The organism is Ferdinandcohnia salidurans (assembly GCF_042680725.1).
Classification (GTDB): Bacteria; Bacillota; Bacilli; order Bacillales; family Bacillaceae_L; genus Ferdinandcohnia; species Ferdinandcohnia salidurans.
The window spans coordinates 318,198-335,905 of record NZ_JBHUEK010000007.1; the positions used below are offsets into that span (position 1 = coordinate 318,198).

Sequence of the window (17,708 nt, forward strand, 5' to 3'; positions counted from 1 at the left end):
ATATGTGGAGACTGTGATAGCCTTTATCATTATTTTTGGTGCACTCGTATTTTTTCATGAGTTGGGACATCTTGTTTTAGCAAAGCGAGCAGGAATTCTCTGCCGTGAATTTGCAATTGGGATGGGGCCAAAGGTATTTACCTTTAGAAGAAATGAAACATTGTATACGATTCGTCTCCTTCCGATTGGCGGATATGTTAGAATGGCTGGCGAAGACCCAGAAATGGTTGAAATTAAACCCGGTCATAATATCGGGTTGTTATTCGATAGTGCTGGAAAAGTAGAGAAGATTATCTTAAATAATAAGGATAAGTATCCAAATTTAAGAGTAATTGAGGTTGAGGAAGCAGATTTAGAGCATAATCTTTTTATTTCGGGCTATGAGGATGGAGAGGACGAGGTTCTAAAAAGATTTGAAGTTAGTGAGACTGCGTTTTTTGTGGCCGATGGACAAGAAACTCAAATTGCTCCATATAATCGCCAATTCGCTTCCAAGACGTTATTGCAACGGACACTGGCAATTGCTGCGGGTCCGGCAATGAATTTTGTCCTAGCCTTTATCATTTTAATTGCAATTGGTTTATTACAAGGTACACCAATTGATAAGCCGATTCTAGGAAAGCTAACCGAGGATGGGGCAGCACTTCAAGCAGGTCTCCATGAAGGTGACATTGTTCGTGAGATTGATAATGAACAAGTTTCTACATGGAATGATATTGTAAATATTATTCGCGCAAATCCGGAAGAAGAAATTGGATTTGTAGTTGAACGTAATGGAGAATTACTGGATATACCTGTAACTCCGAAAGCTCAACAAATTGAGGACCAAACAATTGGTATCATAGGTGTTTATGGGCCTGTTGAAAAATCAGTATTGCCTTCCTTAAAATATGGGGTTATGGAAACCTTCATGTGGACAAAGGAGATTTTACTTGGACTTGGAAAGCTGATTACAGGTCAGTTCTCGATCGATATGCTTTCTGGACCAGTTGGAATATATGTATCAACCGATACAGTTGTTCAATCTGGAATCTATTATGTAATGAAATGGGCCGCAATTCTAAGTATTAACCTCGGAATCGTGAACCTTTTACCATTACCTGCCCTTGACGGAGGGAGACTCGTGTTCTTTGCGTTAGAGGCCGTTCGTGGAAAACCAATTGATAAGCAAAAAGAAGGTATGGTTCATTTTATTGGATTCGCCTTATTAATGCTTTTAATGTTGGTTGTAACGTGGAATGATATTCAAAGATTCTTTTTATAAAATAAGCTGAAATTATAATGAGGTGCAAGATATGAAACAAAGTATGACGCTTATACCTACACTACGAGAAGTACCAGCTGATGCCGAAGTCAAGAGTCACCAGCTTTTAATTCGAGCAGGTTTTATTCGACAAAATGCGAGTGGGGTCTATAGTTACCTACCTTTAGCAAAGCGTGTTTTACAAAAAATTGAAACGATCGTCCGTGAGGAAATGGAGCGTGCAGGTGCTGCTGAGCTACTAATGCCTGCATTAACGCCTGCAGAGTTATGGCAGGAATCAGGACGATGGTATTCTTACGGTCCAGAACTAATGCGCCTACACGATCGTCATGAACGTGACTTCGTATTAGGACCAACCCATGAAGAGGTTATTACGAGTCTCGTTCGTGATGAAATTAAATCCTATAAGAGACTACCAATCACCCTTTATCAAATACAAACTAAGTTCCGCGATGAAAAAAGACCTCGTTTCGGGTTATTACGAGGACGAGAATTTATCATGAAGGATGCATATTCATTCCACGCTAATCAAGAAAGCCTTCACGATATCTATGAAAAAATGTATACTGCATACTCCAATATTTTCTCTCGTTGTGGACTGAACTTTCGTGCCGTGATTGCGGATTCTGGTGCGATGGGTGGAAAGGATACTCATGAATTCATGGTGCTTTCAGAAATTGGTGAGGATACAATTGCTTATTCTGATACGTCTACATTTGCAGCTAATATTGAAATGGCGCCTGTTGTTATGGAATATCCAAAAAGTAATGAGTCAGTAAAAGAATTAGAAAAAGTAGAAACAATTGAGAAGAAAACAATTGAAGAGGTTGCTGCTTTCCTTGATGTAACAAAGGAAAAATGCATTAAATCACTCCTTTTCCAAGTAGATGAAAAATTTGTACTTGTATTAGCACGTGGGGACCATGAAGTAAACGATATTAAAGTGAAGAACTTACTAGAAGCAACAAATGTCGAATTAGCAAGTCCAGAGGATACCAATCGCGTTATGGGCTGTACAATTGGTTCATTAGGCCCGATTCAAGTATCGGAAGACATCACTATAATCGCAGACCATGCTGTAGCATCAGTTGTGAATGGTGTTTGTGGGGCAAATGAAGAGAATTATCACTTTATAAATGTAAATCCAGACCGTGATTTTTCAGGAATTCAATATGCAGACCTTCGCTTCATCCAAGAAGGAGACCCATCTCCTGACGGTGAAGGGAAAATAGTATTTGCTGAGGGCATTGAGGTAGGTCATATCTTTAAACTCGGAACACGTTATAGTGAGGCAATGAATGCAACCTTCCTTGATGAAAATGGAAGATCACAACCAATGATTATGGGTTGCTATGGTATTGGGATTTCCAGAACATTATCTGCAGTAGCAGAGCAATCAAATGATGAAAATGGTCTGATTTGGCCTGCAAATCTTGCACCATTTGACCTACACTTAATCCCTGTTAACATGAAGAATGAAGAACAAAAAGTAATTTCCGAATCTTTATATGTAACCCTTAAGGAAAGCGGCTTTGATGTATTATTTGATGACCGTGCCGAACGCCCAGGTGTGAAATTTGCAGATTCTGATTTAATTGGTCTGCCAATACGTATCACAGTTGGAAAACGTGCGGGCGAAGGGATTGTCGAAGTGAAGGTTCGTAAGACAGGGGAAACATTGGAAATAAATATTGAAAATCTTATCGAGACAATTAACAAATATGTAGTAAAATAAATAGTAGAAAAGAAAAGGGTACCTCGGTAGTATGGGGTACCCTAAATATTTGAAATGTGGCAGCGACTTGCCCAGAAACGAGAAATCTGGATACTCCGACAAAGAAGCGTATTTTTGCTTCTGCCGGAGGAGTTGAAGATTCTCGAGTTTCTAGTCGCTGAAACTAGACATTCTGTCTGAAGAGGGGGAACGAGGATGGAATTATCACCACAACAAAAAGAACGGTTTATGGTCTTGCTTCAACAGCTTGAATTAACCGAAGATGCATTAGTTGGACACTTTGCAAATGCAGGTATAGAAAAACTTATGATTGATAAAGAGAAGAAGGCATGGCATTTCTTATTTTCTTTTGAAAAAGTAATTCCAGCAGATGTCATGAGGATATTTTCAACGCAACTACGAACAAAATTCACACATATTGCATCCGTAACCTTCTCATTGCATGTACAATCACAACATGTAACTGAAGAAATGGTACAAGCCTATTGGCCGCTTTGCTTACAAGAATTAGATGGAATTGCACCGCCTATTCTATCTTTATTGCATAATCAACTTCCAACACAACAAGGTCTTAAGCTTCATATCAAGACAAGAAATGACACGGAATCAATTGCGATTAAGAAAAAATACGGGCAATTATTAGGAAATGTGTATCAATCCTACGGCTTTCCTATGTTTACACTTGAAACAGAAATTGAGGCTTCTAATCAAGAGTACGAACAGTTTTTAGAGAAAAAACAACAGGAAGATCAGGAAAGAGCGTTATTAGCTGTTGCTGATATGCAGAAGAAAGAGAAGGAAAAGGATCAGAATACTGTTACTGGTCCGATTACAATCGGATATACAATCAAAGATGAAGAAGATTTTAAAGAAATCAGTTCAATTCTTGATGAAGAACGTAGAATTGCAATTCAAGGATATATTTTCTTTGCTGAAACAAAAGAATTGCGAAGTGGAAGAACTCTTCTAACCTTTAAAATCACAGACTATACGGATTCAATTCTTGTTAAAGTATTCTCACGTGATAAAGAAGATGTCCATCTACTACAATCCATTAAAAAAGGTATGTGGGTCCGCTGTCGTGGTAGTATTCAAAATGATACATTTGTTAGAGATTTAGTCATGCTTGCAAATGATATTAATGAGATACAGCCGATGAACGAAAGAAAAGACACTGCGCCAGAAGGAGAAAAACGTGTAGAGTTGCATGCACACTCTCCAATGAGCCAGATGGATGCTGTAACTTCTATTAGTCAATTAGTTGGCCAAGCTAAAAAATGGGGTCATACAGCGATTGCATTAACAGACCATGCGGTAGCTCAATCTTTCCCTGAAGCTTATTCAGCAGCAAAGAAAAATGGGATAAAGATGATTTATGGTGTCGAAGCAAATTTAGTAGATGATGGTGTCCCGATTGCCTATAATTCACAGCATCGTAATTTAGAAGAGGATACGTATGTCGTATTTGACGTAGAAACGACAGGATTATCTGCAGTTTATAATACAATTATTGAGTTAGCTGCTGTTAAAGTGAAAAATGGTGAAATCATTGATCGATTTGAATCATTTGCAAACCCTCATCACCGATTAAGTGCAACAACCATTGACTTAACTGGAATCACAGATGATATGGTAAGAACGGCACCAGAAGTTAGTGAAGTCCTGGTTAAATTCAAGGACTGGTCTGAGGATGCAATATTCGTTGCCCACAATGCAAGCTTTGATATGGGCTTTTTAAATGTTGGTTATAAAAAGGCGGGGCTTGAACAAGCGACAAATCCAGTAATTGATACGCTGGAACTCGCGAGATTTTTATATCCAGAATTAAAAAACCACCGATTAAATACATTATGTAAAAAGTTTGATATTGAATTAACCCAACATCACCGGGCAATCTATGATGCAGAAGCAACAGGTTATTTAGTCATGAAATTATTAAAAGATGCTGCAGAAAAAGAGATTCAATATCATGATCAGTTAAATGATTATATGGGTCAAGGTAAAGCATACCAACGTTCAAGACCTTATCATGCGACTTTGCTAGCACAAAATGATGTAGGACTAAAAAACTTATTTAAATTAATTTCGATTTCACATATTAATTATTATTATCGTGTACCACGGATTCCACGATCCCAGTTGCAAAAATATCGAGAAGGTATTTTAGTGGGCTCTGCCTGTGACAAAGGGGAAGTATTTGAGGGGATGATGCAGAAATCACCTGAGGAAGTTGAGTCCATTGCTCAATTCTATGACTATCTAGAAGTTCAGCCACCATCAAATTATAGACATTTACTCGAATTGGATTTAATCCAAAATGAGCGTGAACTTAAAGACATCTTGAAAAATATTGTTAACCTTGGGGAAAAGTTGAATTTACCGGTTGTTGCTACGGGGAATGTGCACTATTTAAATCCTAATGACCATATTTATCGAAAAATTTTAGTTCGGTCCCAAGGTGGTGCAAATCCATTAAATCGACATTCATTGCCAGAAGTTCATTTCCGCACAACCAATGAAATGTTAGACTGTTTTTCTTTCCTTGAAAAAGAGAAGGCGAAGGAAATTGTTGTTACGAATACACAAAAAGTCGCAGACATGATTGGTGAAGTGAAGCCAATAAAGGATGATCTGTATACACCTAAAATCGAAGGTGCGGAAGATGAAATTAGGAATATGAGCTATAGTATGGCGCGAAGCATCTATGGAGAAGAATTACCTGAAATCGTTGAGAAAAGGTTAGAGAAAGAGCTTAAAAGTATTATTGGGCATGGATTCGCAGTAATCTACCTAATTTCTCATAAGCTTGTTAAAAAATCACTTGATGATGGATATCTCGTAGGTTCACGTGGGTCGGTTGGTTCATCATTAGTTGCAACGATGACGGAAATTACGGAGGTAAATCCATTACCACCACATTATGTATGCCCAGATTGTAAGCATTCAGAGTTCTTTAATGACGGTTCAGTTGGTTCTGGATTTGACCTTCCAGACAAAGATTGCCCAAATTGTGGAGCGAAGTATAAGAAGGATGGACATGATATCCCGTTCGAAACGTTCCTTGGGTTTAAGGGGGATAAGGTACCTGATATCGACTTAAACTTCTCTGGTGAATATCAGCCTCGTGCTCATAACTATACGAAAGTACTGTTTGGTGAAGAATATGTATATCGTGCTGGAACTATTGGTACAGTTGCTGAAAAAACGGCCTATGGCTATGTTAAAGGTTATGCAAATGATCATAATTTGACGATGCGTGGTGCAGAAACTGACCGTTTGGTAGCAGGTTGTACAGGTGTTAAACGAACAACGGGTCAGCATCCTGGAGGTATTATCGTTGTCCCGGACTACATGGATATCTTTGATTTTTCGCCTATTCAATTTCCGGCTGATGATACAAGTTCTGAGTGGAAAACCACACATTTTGATTTCCATTCTATTCATGACAATGTACTAAAACTTGATATACTCGGGCACGATGATCCGACAGTCATTCGGATGCTCCAGGACTTGAGTGGAATTGATCCAAAAACTATTCCAACCGATGATCCTGAGGTAATGAAAATTTTCAGTGGTACTGAGTCTCTAGGCGTAACCGAAGAGCAAATTATGTGTAAAACAGGTACTCTTGGGATTCCGGAATTCGGAACACGCTTTGTACGTCAAATGCTTGAGGATACAAAGCCGACTACTTTCTCGGAATTAGTTCAGATTTCAGGGCTTTCACATGGTACGGATGTATGGTTGGGTAATGCACAGGAGCTTATCCATAATAATATTTGTACATTAAGTGAAGTTATAGGTTGTCGTGACGATATAATGGTTTACCTTATTTATAAAGGTCTAGAACCATCTCTAGCGTTTAAAATTATGGAATCCGTTCGTAAGGGTAAAGGGTTAACGGATGAGTTTATTGAAGAAATGAAGAAGAATGATGTCCCTGATTGGTATATTGACTCATGTTTAAAAATTAAATATATGTTCCCGAAGGCCCACGCAGCCGCATATGTTTTAATGGCCGTAAGGATTGCATACTTTAAGGTTCATTTACCGTTGCTTTACTATGCAGCATATTTTACAGTTCGTGCAGATGATTTTGATGTAGAAGCTATGGTACGCGGTTCTAGTACAATTCGCGCTAGAATGGAGGAAATCAATGCCAAAGGGCTTGAAGCTTCAACTAAAGAAAAGAACCTCTTAACAGTTTTAGAGTTATCTCTAGAAATGTGTGAACGCGGATTTGCTTTTAATAAGATTGATTTATACCGTTCGAGTGCAAGTGAATTTATAATTGATGGAGATGCCTTAATTCCACCGTTCAATTCGATTCCTGGACTAGGAACAAATGCTGCAATCAATATTGTGAAAGCTAGAGAACAAGGTGAATTTTTATCCAAAGAAGATTTACAGAAGCGTGGTAAAGTATCTAAAACAATTATGGAATATCTCGAAAACCATGGCTGCCTTGAAGATATGCCAGAACAAAATCAATTATCCTTGTTCTAATCAGGACTTTTATTTGCATATAAATAGCGATTATGTTATAGTTTTTATGGAAATGCTATGTATATTACTGGTAAAAGAGTGGGGCTTCCCACTCTTTATTCTTTGGCTGAGGCTAAAAATTGTGTAACAACGTTTATTTAGATGGAACTTCACTATATTTTCCAACTGCCTCCCTGCTATTATAGCAGGGTGTTTTTACACTACTTAGGAAATACTATGAATAAAACAAAGGAATTCCTTATCAGCTTAGGAGGAAAAACATGAGTAAAAAGGTAACACAAATAGTGGAAGAATTAGTGATACCTATTGTAACTGATTTACAGATGGAACTTGTTGATGTTGAGTATGTAAAGGAAGGGAAAGACTGGTTTCTACGTGTCTTTATCGACTCCGAAAAAGGGGTAGATATTGAAGATTGTGGATTAGTAAGTGAAAAATTAAGCGAAAAGCTTGATGAAGTAGATCCCATTCCTTATAACTATTTTCTAGAAGTTTCTAGCCCTGGTGCTGAACGCCCGTTAAAAAAGGACAGTGACTTTGAAAAGGCAATTGGAAAACAAGTGTATGTGAAAACATACGAACCAATCGACGGTGAAAAGATTTTTGAAGGAGTGCTTACTTCATTCGATGGAAAGCTAGTAACAATCAATGTAGTGGTCAAAACACGCAAAAAATCTGTAGAAATTCCGTATGAAAAAATTGCAAATGCAAGACTTGCTGTTACTTTTCATTAATAGGTTTGAGAGAATAAAGGGGGATTAGGAAACTAATGAGTAGTGAATTATTAGATGCCTTAACATTGCTCGAGAAAGAAAAAGGCATTAGCAAAGATATTATTATTGAGGCAATTGAGGCAGCACTTATTTCTGCATATAAGAGGAATTTTAACCAGGCTCAGAATGTAAGAGTAGATTTAAACTTAGCAAACGGTTCTATGCGTGTGTTTGCTAGAAAAGATGTAGTAGACGAAGTGTTTGACCCTAGACTTGAAATTTCTGTAGAAGAGGCAAGAACCATCAATCCTAATTACCAGGTCGAGGACGTTGTCGAAATTGAAGTAACACCAAAAGACTTCGGTAGAATTGCTGCTCAAACTGCGAAGCAAGTTGTAACTCAACGTGTACGTGAAGCAGAAAGAGGAGTTATTTACTCAGAATTCATTGACCGTGAAGAAGACATCATGACAGGGATTGTTCAGCGTCTAGATTCCAAGTTTATCTATGTTGGCTTAGGGAAAATTGAGGCATTGCTTCCATTAAATGAACAAATGCCTAATGAAAAATATAAGCCTCATGACAGAATAAAAGTCTACATAACAAAGGTTGAAAGAACGACAAAAGGTCCACAAATCTTTGTTTCTAGAACACATCCTGGATTATTAAAGCGCCTTTTCGAAATAGAGGTTCCTGAAATCTATGACGGAACAGTTGAAATTAAATCAGTTGCCAGAGAAGCGGGAGATCGTTCTAAGATTTCTGTTCACTCTGATAATTCAGAAGTAGATCCTGTAGGTTCTTGTGTTGGTCCTAAGGGTCAACGCGTTCAAGCTATTGTGAATGAACTAAAAGGAGAAAAAATCGATATTGTAAAATGGTCAGATGATCCAGTAGTTTTTGTAGCAAACGCTCTAAGCCCATCTAAAGTACTTGATGTTATTGTGAATGAAGAAGAAAAAGCAACAACAGTTGTTGTTCCTGACTATCAATTATCATTAGCAATCGGTAAGCGTGGGCAAAATGCTCGTTTAGCAGCAAAATTAACTGGTTGGAAAATTGATATTAAGAGTCAAACAGATGCAGAGCAAGTTGGAATTTACCCTAGAGAAGGCTTTGGATTATTTGACGACGATCACGAAGATGAACATGAGGAAGAAGCATTCGATTTGCAGTCTGAAGAAATCGAGTGAGGTGAAGAAAATTGGTAGGAAATAAAAAAATACCATTACGTAAATGTATTGCCAGTGGTGAAATGAAGCCGAAAAAGGAACTCGTACGAATCGTGCGTTCCAAAGAGGGTGAAGTTTCCATTGACCTTACTGGAAAAAAGTCTGGCCGCGGTGCATACCTAAGTAAAGATAAAGATTGTATCTTACTCGCAAAGAAAAAGAACATTCTTGCTGGTCAGCTGAAAGCCACGATTGATGATTCACTTTATGAAGAATTACTCCAACTAGTAGATAAGGAGAAGCCTTCATAGATGGAAAATAAGGAATGGTTTTCATTATTAGGTCTTGCCAATCGAGCAAGAAAGGTCATTTCAGGTGAAGAACTCGTTGTGAAAGAAATTCGCAATGGAAACGCAAAACTTGTTCTCTTATCTGAAGATGCATCAGCAAACACTACAAAAAAAATTACGGATAAAAGCACGTATTATCAGGTTCAACTTCGTACTGTAAGCGATCGGTATACACTTGGACATGCGATTGGTAAGGATGCCCGAGTAGTTGTCGCGATAACGGAGAGTGGGTTTGCAAAAAAAATTAGTCACTTGCTCGATTAACATATTTGGGGGTGAACATATGAGTAGAATGCGTGTATACGAATATGCAAAACAACAAAATATCTCAAGTAAAGAAGTTATTACAAAGCTTAAAGAGATGGACATAGAGGTAAAAAATCATATGGCAACAATTGAAGGAGATATTTTGAAAAAATTGGATCAAACATTTGGTAAAAAAACAGAAACTGCTAAGGCTACAAGCGAGCAAAGTAAAAATAATAACTCAAAACCAACAGCTAATAATAATGCTACAACTAAAGTGGCTGACAAAAAAGAAGTTAAGAATAAGCCTGCAACTCCTAAAAACCGTGATGCTAAAAAGCCTGAAAATCAAGGACAGAAAAAAGGTTTTCAGTCAAATCATAACAATAATAACAGAAGAAATAAAAACAACAGACAAAAAGGTAATAACCGTCCAAATCATCAACAACAACCGGTTCAACCAAAGCCTGAAAAAAAATTACCTGAAAAGATTACTTTCATTGGTTCATTAACCGTTGGGGAATTAGCAAAAAAATTAGGTAAAGAGCCTTCTGAGATTATTAAAAAGTTATTCATGTTAGGTGTTATGGCAACAATTAACCAGGAGCTTGATAAAGATTCAATCGAATTAATTGCTTCTGAATATGGTGTTGCGGTCGAAGAGGAAATCGTCTTTGACGTTACCGAATTCGAACAGTATGTAGAGGAAGATAAAGAAGAAGATCTAATTGAAAGACCTTCGATTGTTACAATCATGGGACATGTAGACCATGGTAAAACAACTACCCTTGATTCCATCCGAAATACAAAGGTTACGGCTGGGGAAGCTGGTGGAATTACACAGCATATTGGTGCCTATCAAGTTGTTGATAACGGAAAGAAAATAACCTTCTTAGACACACCAGGACACGCTGCTTTTACCACTATGCGTGCAAGAGGTGCTCAGGTTACCGATATTACTGTTTTAGTAGTCGCAGCTGATGATGGTGTAATGCCGCAAACAGTTGAAGCGATTAACCATGCAAAGGCTGCTGAGGTGCCAATTATCGTAGCAGTGAATAAAATGGATAAACCAACAGCAAATCCTGATCGGGTTATGCAGGAATTAACTGAACATGGTTTAGTTCCTGAAGCTTGGGGAGGAGACACAATCTTCGTTCCGATTTCGGCGTTAACAGGAGAAGGAATCGACAACCTGCTTGAAATGATTCTTCTAGTGAGTGAAGTTGAAGAATATAAGGCAAACCCTAAGAGAAGAGCAACAGGTACTGTCATTGAAGCGAAGCTCGATAAAGGAAGAGGTTCTGTTGCTACACTACTAGTCCAAAACGGAACGTTACGTATTGGTGACCCAATCGTAGTTGGAAACACATTTGGTCGTGTCCGTGCAATGGTAAATGATTTAGGCCGTCGTGTTAAGGAGGCAGGTCCTTCTACTCCAGTTGAAATCACTGGACTAAGCGATGTCCCACAAGCCGGTGATCAATTCGTTGTTTTTGAAGATGAAAAGAAAGCACGACAAGTTGGAGAAGCCAGAGCTCAGAAGCAATTAGTCGAGCAACGTAGTGACAAAGTGAAAGTAAGTCTCGAAGATTTATTTGAGCATATTAAACAAGGTGAAATGAAGGAAATTAACTTAATCGTAAAAGCTGACGTTCAAGGTTCTGTTGAGGCTTTAGCAGCTTCTCTTCAAAAAATTGATGTAGAAGGTGTTAAAGTTAAGATTATCCATACTGGAGTCGGTGCGATTAATGAATCCGATATTACACTTGCATCAGCTTCAAATGCAATTGTAATCGGCTTTAATGTACGACCTGATGTGAATGCGAAACGAACTGCAGAAGCTGAAGAGGTTGATATCCGTCTTCACCGCATTATCTATAAAGTAATTGAAGAAATTGAATCTGCAATGAAGGGTATGCTTGACCCTGAATTTGAAGAGAAAGTAATTGGGCAAGCAGAAGTGCGTACAACCTTCAAGGTATCGAAGATTGGTACAATTGCTGGTTCTTACGTAACAGATGGTAAAATCACTCGTGACAGCGGAATTCGCCTAATTCGTGATGGAGTCGTTATCTTTGAAGGAGAAATTGATACTTTAAAACGTTTCAAGGATGATGTGAAAGAAGTTGCGCAAAACTATGAGTGTGGTATAACAATTGCGAAATTCAACGATATTAAAGAAGGAGATATCATTGAAGCATTCGTGATGCAAGAAGTTGATCGACATTGATCGGCTATGTAGAGTGTGAATGCGTCATTTATGATGCGAATTCTTTAAAAGCAAAACGTGCCGTTTTGCAAAGTGTCATTACTCGACTCAAACAAAAGTTTAATATTTCAGTTGCGGAGGTAGACCATCAAGATACATGGCAACGCACTAAACTAGCCATTGTTACTGTATCTTCAAGTCGAAAGCACTCTGAACTCGAATTAAACAATGCTCTAAAGTTTATTGATTCGTTCCCGGAACTAGATCGAACAGTAACCGATTTTGAGTGGTTATAAACGAGGTGATATAAAGATGAGTTTACGACCAAATCGTGTTGGAGAACAAATGAAAAAGGAATTGAGTGACATAATTGGACGGAAGATAAAAGATCCACGCATCGGATTTGTAACTGTTACTGACGTTCAAGTTACTGGAGACCTTCAGCAAGCGAAAGTTTTTATTTCGGTTCTAGGTGATGAAGAGCAAAGGCAAAACACATTAAAAGGTCTTGCCAAAGCGAAAGGCTTTATCCGTTCAGAAATCGGTCAACGTATTCGTTTACGGAAAACACCTGAGATTCTTTTTGAATTTGATGAATCAATTGATTATGGGAATCGAATTGAAACGATCCTACATGAAATAAATAAAGATTCAAATCAAGAATCTAACCGAGAATAGAGTAGAGGATAGGCTTTAATATAAAGTCTATCCCTTTTTTCAATCTATTTAAGAAAAGTGTATAAAAAAACGCCTATCTAAAAGTTTAGGGGAGTGCTCTAAGTGGATGGAATTTTACTGCTTAATAAACCAAAAGGGATGACTTCCCATGATTGTGTCTTCAAGGTTCGGAAGTTAGTGAAAATGAAAAAAGTAGGACATACAGGAACATTAGACCCTGACGTATCGGGTGTTCTACCAATATGTTTAGGAAGAGCGACTAAAATCGTAGAATATGTAACCGCAGCTAATAAGACCTATGAAGGTGAAGTGAAAATAGGTTTCTCAACTACTACAGAAGATGCCTCCGGTGAAGTGGTAGAAGAAAAAAGAGTAGACCGTGATATAACCGAAGATGAAGTGTTGAATGTACTTCATTCGTTAACTGGTGAAATCATTCAAACTCCTCCAATGTATTCTGCTGTTAAAGTCAATGGAAAACGCCTTTATGAGTATGCTAGACAAGGAATGGTAATTGAAAGACCATCTCGTAAAATTACCATACATAAGTTGGAGCTACTTAGCGATATTGTTCAAACCAATCATACAGTATCATTTCGTTTCCGTGTCACCTGCAGTAAGGGTACGTATGTGCGAACGCTCGCTGTACAAATTGGTGAAAAGCTAGGGTATCCATCTCATATGTCTGATTTAATAAGGATCTCTTCTGGTGAGTTTAAACTCCAACAATGTATGACACTTGAAGAACTAGAAAGCATAGTGAAAAATGGACGCATTCAGGAACATCTCCTATCAATTGAAGATGCTCTTTCCCATTTGCCCAAATTAATAATTAATGATAAAGTAGCAGAGAAAGTAAAAAATGGGTCTGTCTTGCCGGTTCCACAGGAGTTAAATAATATCCAGGTTGGAGAACCTATTGCTACCCTACATAATGGTGATATCCTAGCAATATATCAAATGCATCCAGAAAAACCCAATTTGATAAAACCTATTAAAGTATTAGTCAATAATCAAGAATTAAAATAGGTTATTCGTGTAGAAAAGGTGAAATAGAAGTGAAGACGATATATATCACACATCCACATTCCTTTAATCAAACAGATTTGCCACCAACAGTATTGGCATTGGGATATTTTGATGGGGTTCATTTAGGCCACCAGAAAGTTGTTGAAACTGCAAAAAAGGAAGCAGAGAAACAAGGAATTGCCTGCTCTGTTATGTCTTTTGATCCTCATCCATCAATCGTCCTAAAAAAAGATGTTACACATGTTGAATATATAACTCCTTTGCATCATAAAGAAGAGTTATTTGCTCAATTTGATATCGACTATTTGTATATAGTCAATTTCACATCTGAGTTTGCGAGGCTATCGCCTCAACAATTTGTTGAGCAATACATTATCGGTCTTAATGTAAAACATGTTGTTGCAGGATTTGATTTTACGTACGGACGGTTTGGAAAAGGAACAATGGAAACTCTTGCGGAACATGCTAATGGACGATTTACCCAAACAACTGTAGATAAATTAACCTTTAATAATGAAAAGGTAAGTTCAACGCTTATCCGGGATTTTATACAGAGTGGTGAGGTTGACCAACTTCCACCTTTATTAGGTAGATTTTACACAGTAAATGGAATTGTAGTTGATGGTGAAAAACGTGGTAGAACCATCGGCTTTCCAACTGCAAATGTTAAAACGAATGAAGATTATATTATTCCTAAAATGGGCGTGTATGCTGTTCGTTTAAAAGTTGGTTCAAAATGGTATAATGGAGTATGTAACCTTGGGGTTAAACCCACTTTTCATGACAATGTAAAGTTGCCATCAATTGAAGTTCATCTGTTTGATTTTAATGAAGATATCTATAAGGAAAAGGTTATTGTTGAATGGCACAAACGAATTCGTTCGGAAAGAAAGTTTTCTTCCATTGACGAATTGGTGAAACAAATTGGACTTGATAAGGAACAAGCAAAGGAATACTTTGAGAAAATAGACGAACATACTTGCTTTTTATCGTAAAAAGTTGTATTCTAGTTAAGTATGAAAAAGAACCATTGCGTGGCAGTTCGAATCACCAACGTCTGCTAGGTAATCGGGGATACTTATAATAGGAGGTGAATAGGATGGCTATCACACAAGAGCGTAAGAACGAAATTATCAGCGAGTACAAAACTCATGAAAATGACACTGGTTCACCAGAGGTTCAAATCGCTGTCCTAACTGAGCAAATCAATAAGTTAAATGATCATTTACGTACACACAAGAAGGATCATCATTCACGTCGTGGTCTATTAAAGATGGTTGGTAAACGTCGTAATTTATTAACATATCTTCGTAATAAAGACGTAACTCGTTACCGTGAATTAATCAACAAGCTTGGACTACGTCGATAATCTACGAAAAAGCGGGAGCATTCCCGCTTTTTTATTAGGTTAAAAAATGAGGGATTTTTTTCCTCCATTTCTACTATTTGAACAAAAATTCACTTTACATATTTAACGAGTATTGATATGTTCGAATAAATTAGTTCATACTATCATTACATATATTTGAATGTGATTTAGAGAGGGGTACTATTATATGGAACAAGGAAAGCAAGTTTTTTCCATGGACTGGGCAGGCCGACAGCTGACCGTTGAAGTTGGTCAACTAGCAAAGCAAGCTAACGGGGCTGTATTAGTTCGTTATGGAGAGACTGCTGTCTTAAGTACAGCAACAGCATCGAAAGAGCCAAAACCATTGGATTTCTTTCCGCTTACTGTAAACTATGAAGAACGATTATATGCAGTTGGGAAAATCCCTGGAGGATTTATTAAACGTGAAGGTAGACCAAGTGAAAAGGCGATTCTAGCAAGTCGATTAATAGACCGACCGATTCGACCTTTATTTGCTGATGGATTCAGAAATGAAGTTCAAGTTGTCAGTATCGTTATGAGTGTTGACCAAGATTGTTCTTCAGAGATGGCAGCAATGTTTGGTTCGTCATTAGCGTTATCTGTTTCAGATATCCCATTTGAAGGTCCAATAGCAGGTGTTACTGTTGGTAGAGTTGACAATCAATTTATTATCAACCCGTCAGTGAAAGACCAGGAAATGAGCGATATCCATCTAGTTGTTGCCGGCACAAAAGATGCGATCAATATGGTTGAAGCAGGTGCTGAAGAAGTTCCTGAAGAAGTGATGCTTGAAGCAATTATGTTTGGACATGAAGAAATTAAACGATTAATTGCCTTTCAAGAAAAAATTGTTGCTGAAATCGGTAAAGAAAAAAGAGAGATTGTCCTTTACGAGCTTGATTCAGAATTAGAAGCACAAATTCGTGCGAAAGCGGAAGAGGACATTAATAAAGCTGTACAAGTTGCTGAAAAGCATGCAAGAGAAGATGCAATTAATGAAGTAAAAGCTGCAATCTTAGCAGAATACACAGAACAAGAAGTTGACGATGCGACACTTAAGCAAGTGAAAGAAATTTTAAATAAACTTGTAAAAGAAGAAGTTCGACGCTTAATCACTGTCGAAAAAGTTCGTCCTGACGGAAGACAAATCGACGAAATTCGTCCACTTTCATCAGAAGTAGGATTATTATCTCGTACACATGGTTCTGGACTCTTCACACGTGGACAAACCCAAGCATTAAGTATTTGTACACTCGGCGCATTAGGTGATGTGCAAATTCTTGATGGGTTAGGTATAGAGGAAACAAAGCGTTTTATGCACCACTATAATTTCCCTCAATTCAGTGTCGGTGAAACGGGTCCTATGAGAGGCCCAGGACGTCGTGAAATTGGACATGGTGCTTTGGGTGAGCGTGCATTGGAACCTGTTGTACCTAATGAAAAGGATTTCCCATATACGATCCGCCTGGTTTCTGAAGTATTAGAATCAAATGGTTCTACTTCCCAAGCGAGTATTTGTGCAAGTACATTAGCGATGATGGATGCAGGTGTTCCAATTAAAGCTCCTGTAGCTGGGATTGCAATGGGGCTCATTAAATCAGGAGAGCACTATACAGTATTAACGGATATTCAAGGGATGGAAGACCATCTAGGAGATATGGACTTTAAAGTTGCGGGAACATCAAAGGGTGTAACTGCTTTACAAATGGATATTAAAATAGCGGGTCTTTCACGTGAAATCCTTGAGGAAGCATTGCAGCAAGCTAAAAAAGGCCGTATGCAAATTCTAGATTCAATGTTAGCAACACTAACAACCCCTAGAACTCAGCTTTCTAAATATGCACCGAAGATCTTAACATTAAAAATTAATCCAGATAAAATCCGTGATGTTATTGGGCCAAGTGGTAAACAGATCAATAAGATCATTGACGAAACTGGCGTAAAAATTGATATTGAACAAGACGGTACAGTCTTTATTTCTTCAGTTGATGAAGCAATGAACCAGAAGGCCAAGAAAATCATCGAAGATATTGTTCGTGAAGTAGAAGTTGGCCAAATGTACCTTGGAAAAGTAAAACGTATTGAAAAGTTCGGCGCATTTGTTGAAATTTTCAGTGGAAAAGATGGACTTGTTCATATTTCTGAACTTGCTGAAGAACGAGTTGGAAAAGTTGAGGATGTTGTCTCAATTGGTGATGAACTCCTTGTAAAAGTCACTGAAATTGATAAGCAAGGTCGTGTAAACCTTTCAAGAAAAGCCGTTTTACGTGAACAAAAAGAAAAAGAAAAGCAACAACAATAATAATCTTTCTAAAGCCTGGTAAACCGGGCTTTTTAGGTTTTTATTTATATTATGACATCGTTTTTAAAGTTTGAACATTAGCTATTACACTTTTCTCAATTTGTGTTCTACCTTGTCCCTCCCTTACAT

Annotated in this window: 14 protein-coding genes; all 14 read left to right on the forward strand. The window is 37.8% G+C overall.

Annotated features, from left to right (window positions below; all coding sequences use genetic code 11):
- Positions 1 to 4: 4 nt before the first annotated feature.
- On the forward strand, positions 5 to 1,264 hold the full coding sequence (rseP, locus tag ACFSFW_RS04545; protein ID WP_388035550.1) for an RIP metalloprotease RseP: 1,260 nt from the start codon (positions 5 to 7) through the stop codon (positions 1,262 to 1,264).
- A 31-nt stretch (positions 1,265 to 1,295) separates the two neighbouring features.
- Positions 1,296 to 2,999 carry a proline--tRNA ligase gene (locus ACFSFW_RS04550; protein WP_388035553.1) on the forward strand — a complete coding sequence of 568 codons (1,704 nt, stop codon included), beginning with the start codon at positions 1,296 to 1,298 and terminating at the stop codon, positions 2,997 to 2,999.
- A 195-nt stretch (positions 3,000 to 3,194) separates the two neighbouring features.
- Positions 3,195 to 7,505, forward strand: coding sequence for a PolC-type DNA polymerase III (locus ACFSFW_RS04555; RefSeq protein WP_388035556.1), 4,311 nt, complete (start codon positions 3,195 to 3,197; stop codon positions 7,503 to 7,505).
- Positions 7,506 to 7,765: 260 nt separating this feature from the next.
- On the forward strand, positions 7,766 to 8,239 hold the full coding sequence (rimP, locus tag ACFSFW_RS04560) for a ribosome maturation factor RimP (RefSeq protein ID WP_099362983.1): 474 nt from the start codon (positions 7,766 to 7,768) through the stop codon (positions 8,237 to 8,239).
- Between the two features lie 35 nt (positions 8,240 to 8,274).
- Positions 8,275 to 9,411, forward strand: coding sequence for a transcription termination factor NusA (gene nusA, locus ACFSFW_RS04565; protein WP_099362982.1), 1,137 nt, complete (start codon positions 8,275 to 8,277; stop codon positions 9,409 to 9,411).
- 11 nt (positions 9,412 to 9,422) lie between these two features.
- On the forward strand, positions 9,423 to 9,701 hold the full coding sequence (gene rnpM / locus ACFSFW_RS04570) for an RNase P modulator RnpM (RefSeq protein WP_388035560.1): 279 nt from the start codon (positions 9,423 to 9,425) through the stop codon (positions 9,699 to 9,701).
- Positions 9,702 to 10,004 (forward strand): YlxQ family RNA-binding protein, encoded by a 303-nt coding sequence (locus tag ACFSFW_RS04575; RefSeq protein WP_099352458.1) that lies wholly within the window; start codon positions 9,702 to 9,704, stop codon positions 10,002 to 10,004.
- 19 nt (positions 10,005 to 10,023) lie between these two features.
- Entirely contained in the window at positions 10,024 to 12,219 is a 2,196-nt protein-coding gene (infB, locus tag ACFSFW_RS04580; RefSeq protein WP_388035564.1) for a translation initiation factor IF-2, read from the forward strand.
- The gene (locus ACFSFW_RS04585; RefSeq protein WP_099362979.1) at positions 12,216 to 12,494 is read left to right on the forward strand and encodes a DUF503 domain-containing protein; all 279 of its coding nucleotides are present in this window, start codon (positions 12,216 to 12,218) and stop codon (positions 12,492 to 12,494) included. The genes infB and ACFSFW_RS04585 overlap by 4 nt, the downstream gene beginning before the upstream one ends.
- Before the next feature lie 16 nt (positions 12,495 to 12,510).
- Positions 12,511 to 12,876 (forward strand): 30S ribosome-binding factor RbfA, encoded by a 366-nt coding sequence (gene rbfA / locus ACFSFW_RS04590; protein WP_077617859.1) that lies wholly within the window; start codon positions 12,511 to 12,513, stop codon positions 12,874 to 12,876.
- A 102-nt stretch (positions 12,877 to 12,978) separates the two neighbouring features.
- The gene (gene truB / locus ACFSFW_RS04595) at positions 12,979 to 13,905 is read left to right on the forward strand and encodes a tRNA pseudouridine(55) synthase TruB (protein ID WP_304215554.1); all 927 of its coding nucleotides are present in this window, start codon (positions 12,979 to 12,981) and stop codon (positions 13,903 to 13,905) included.
- 29 nt (positions 13,906 to 13,934) lie between these two features.
- Positions 13,935 to 14,900: a bifunctional riboflavin kinase/FAD synthetase gene (ribF, locus tag ACFSFW_RS04600; protein ID WP_304215552.1), complete on the forward strand. Its 966-nt coding sequence runs from the start codon at positions 13,935 to 13,937 to the stop codon at positions 14,898 to 14,900.
- Positions 14,901 to 15,004: 104 nt separating this feature from the next.
- A complete protein-coding gene (gene rpsO, locus ACFSFW_RS04605; RefSeq protein ID WP_010282323.1) occupies positions 15,005 to 15,274 on the forward strand; it encodes a 30S ribosomal protein S15 in 270 nt (89 codons plus the stop codon).
- A 187-nt stretch (positions 15,275 to 15,461) separates the two neighbouring features.
- On the forward strand, positions 15,462 to 17,579 hold the full coding sequence (gene pnp / locus ACFSFW_RS04610; RefSeq protein WP_304215550.1) for a polyribonucleotide nucleotidyltransferase: 2,118 nt from the start codon (positions 15,462 to 15,464) through the stop codon (positions 17,577 to 17,579).
- Positions 17,580 to 17,708: the final 129 nt, after the last annotated feature.

Bases quoted from the DNA above. Each gene is read 5' to 3' on its own strand.
- ACFSFW_RS04550 (WP_388035553.1), top strand. From the start codon at position 1,296: ATGAAACAAAGTATGACGCTTATACCTACACTACGAGAAGTACCAGCT.
- ACFSFW_RS04555 (WP_388035556.1), top strand. From the start codon at position 3,195: ATGGAATTATCACCACAACAAAAAGAACGGTTTATGGTCTTGCTTCAA.
- rimP (WP_099362983.1), top strand. From the start codon at position 7,766: ATGAGTAAAAAGGTAACACAAATAGTGGAAGAATTAGTGATACCTATT.
- nusA (WP_099362982.1), top strand. From the start codon at position 8,275: ATGAGTAGTGAATTATTAGATGCCTTAACATTGCTCGAGAAAGAAAAA.
- ACFSFW_RS04575 (WP_099352458.1), top strand. From the start codon at position 9,702: ATGGAAAATAAGGAATGGTTTTCATTATTAGGTCTTGCCAATCGAGCA.
- infB (WP_388035564.1), top strand. From the start codon at position 10,024: ATGAGTAGAATGCGTGTATACGAATATGCAAAACAACAAAATATCTCA.
- rbfA (WP_077617859.1), top strand. From the start codon at position 12,511: ATGAGTTTACGACCAAATCGTGTTGGAGAACAAATGAAAAAGGAATTG.
- rpsO (WP_010282323.1), top strand. From the start codon at position 15,005: ATGGCTATCACACAAGAGCGTAAGAACGAAATTATCAGCGAGTACAAA.
- pnp (WP_304215550.1), top strand. From the start codon at position 15,462: ATGGAACAAGGAAAGCAAGTTTTTTCCATGGACTGGGCAGGCCGACAG.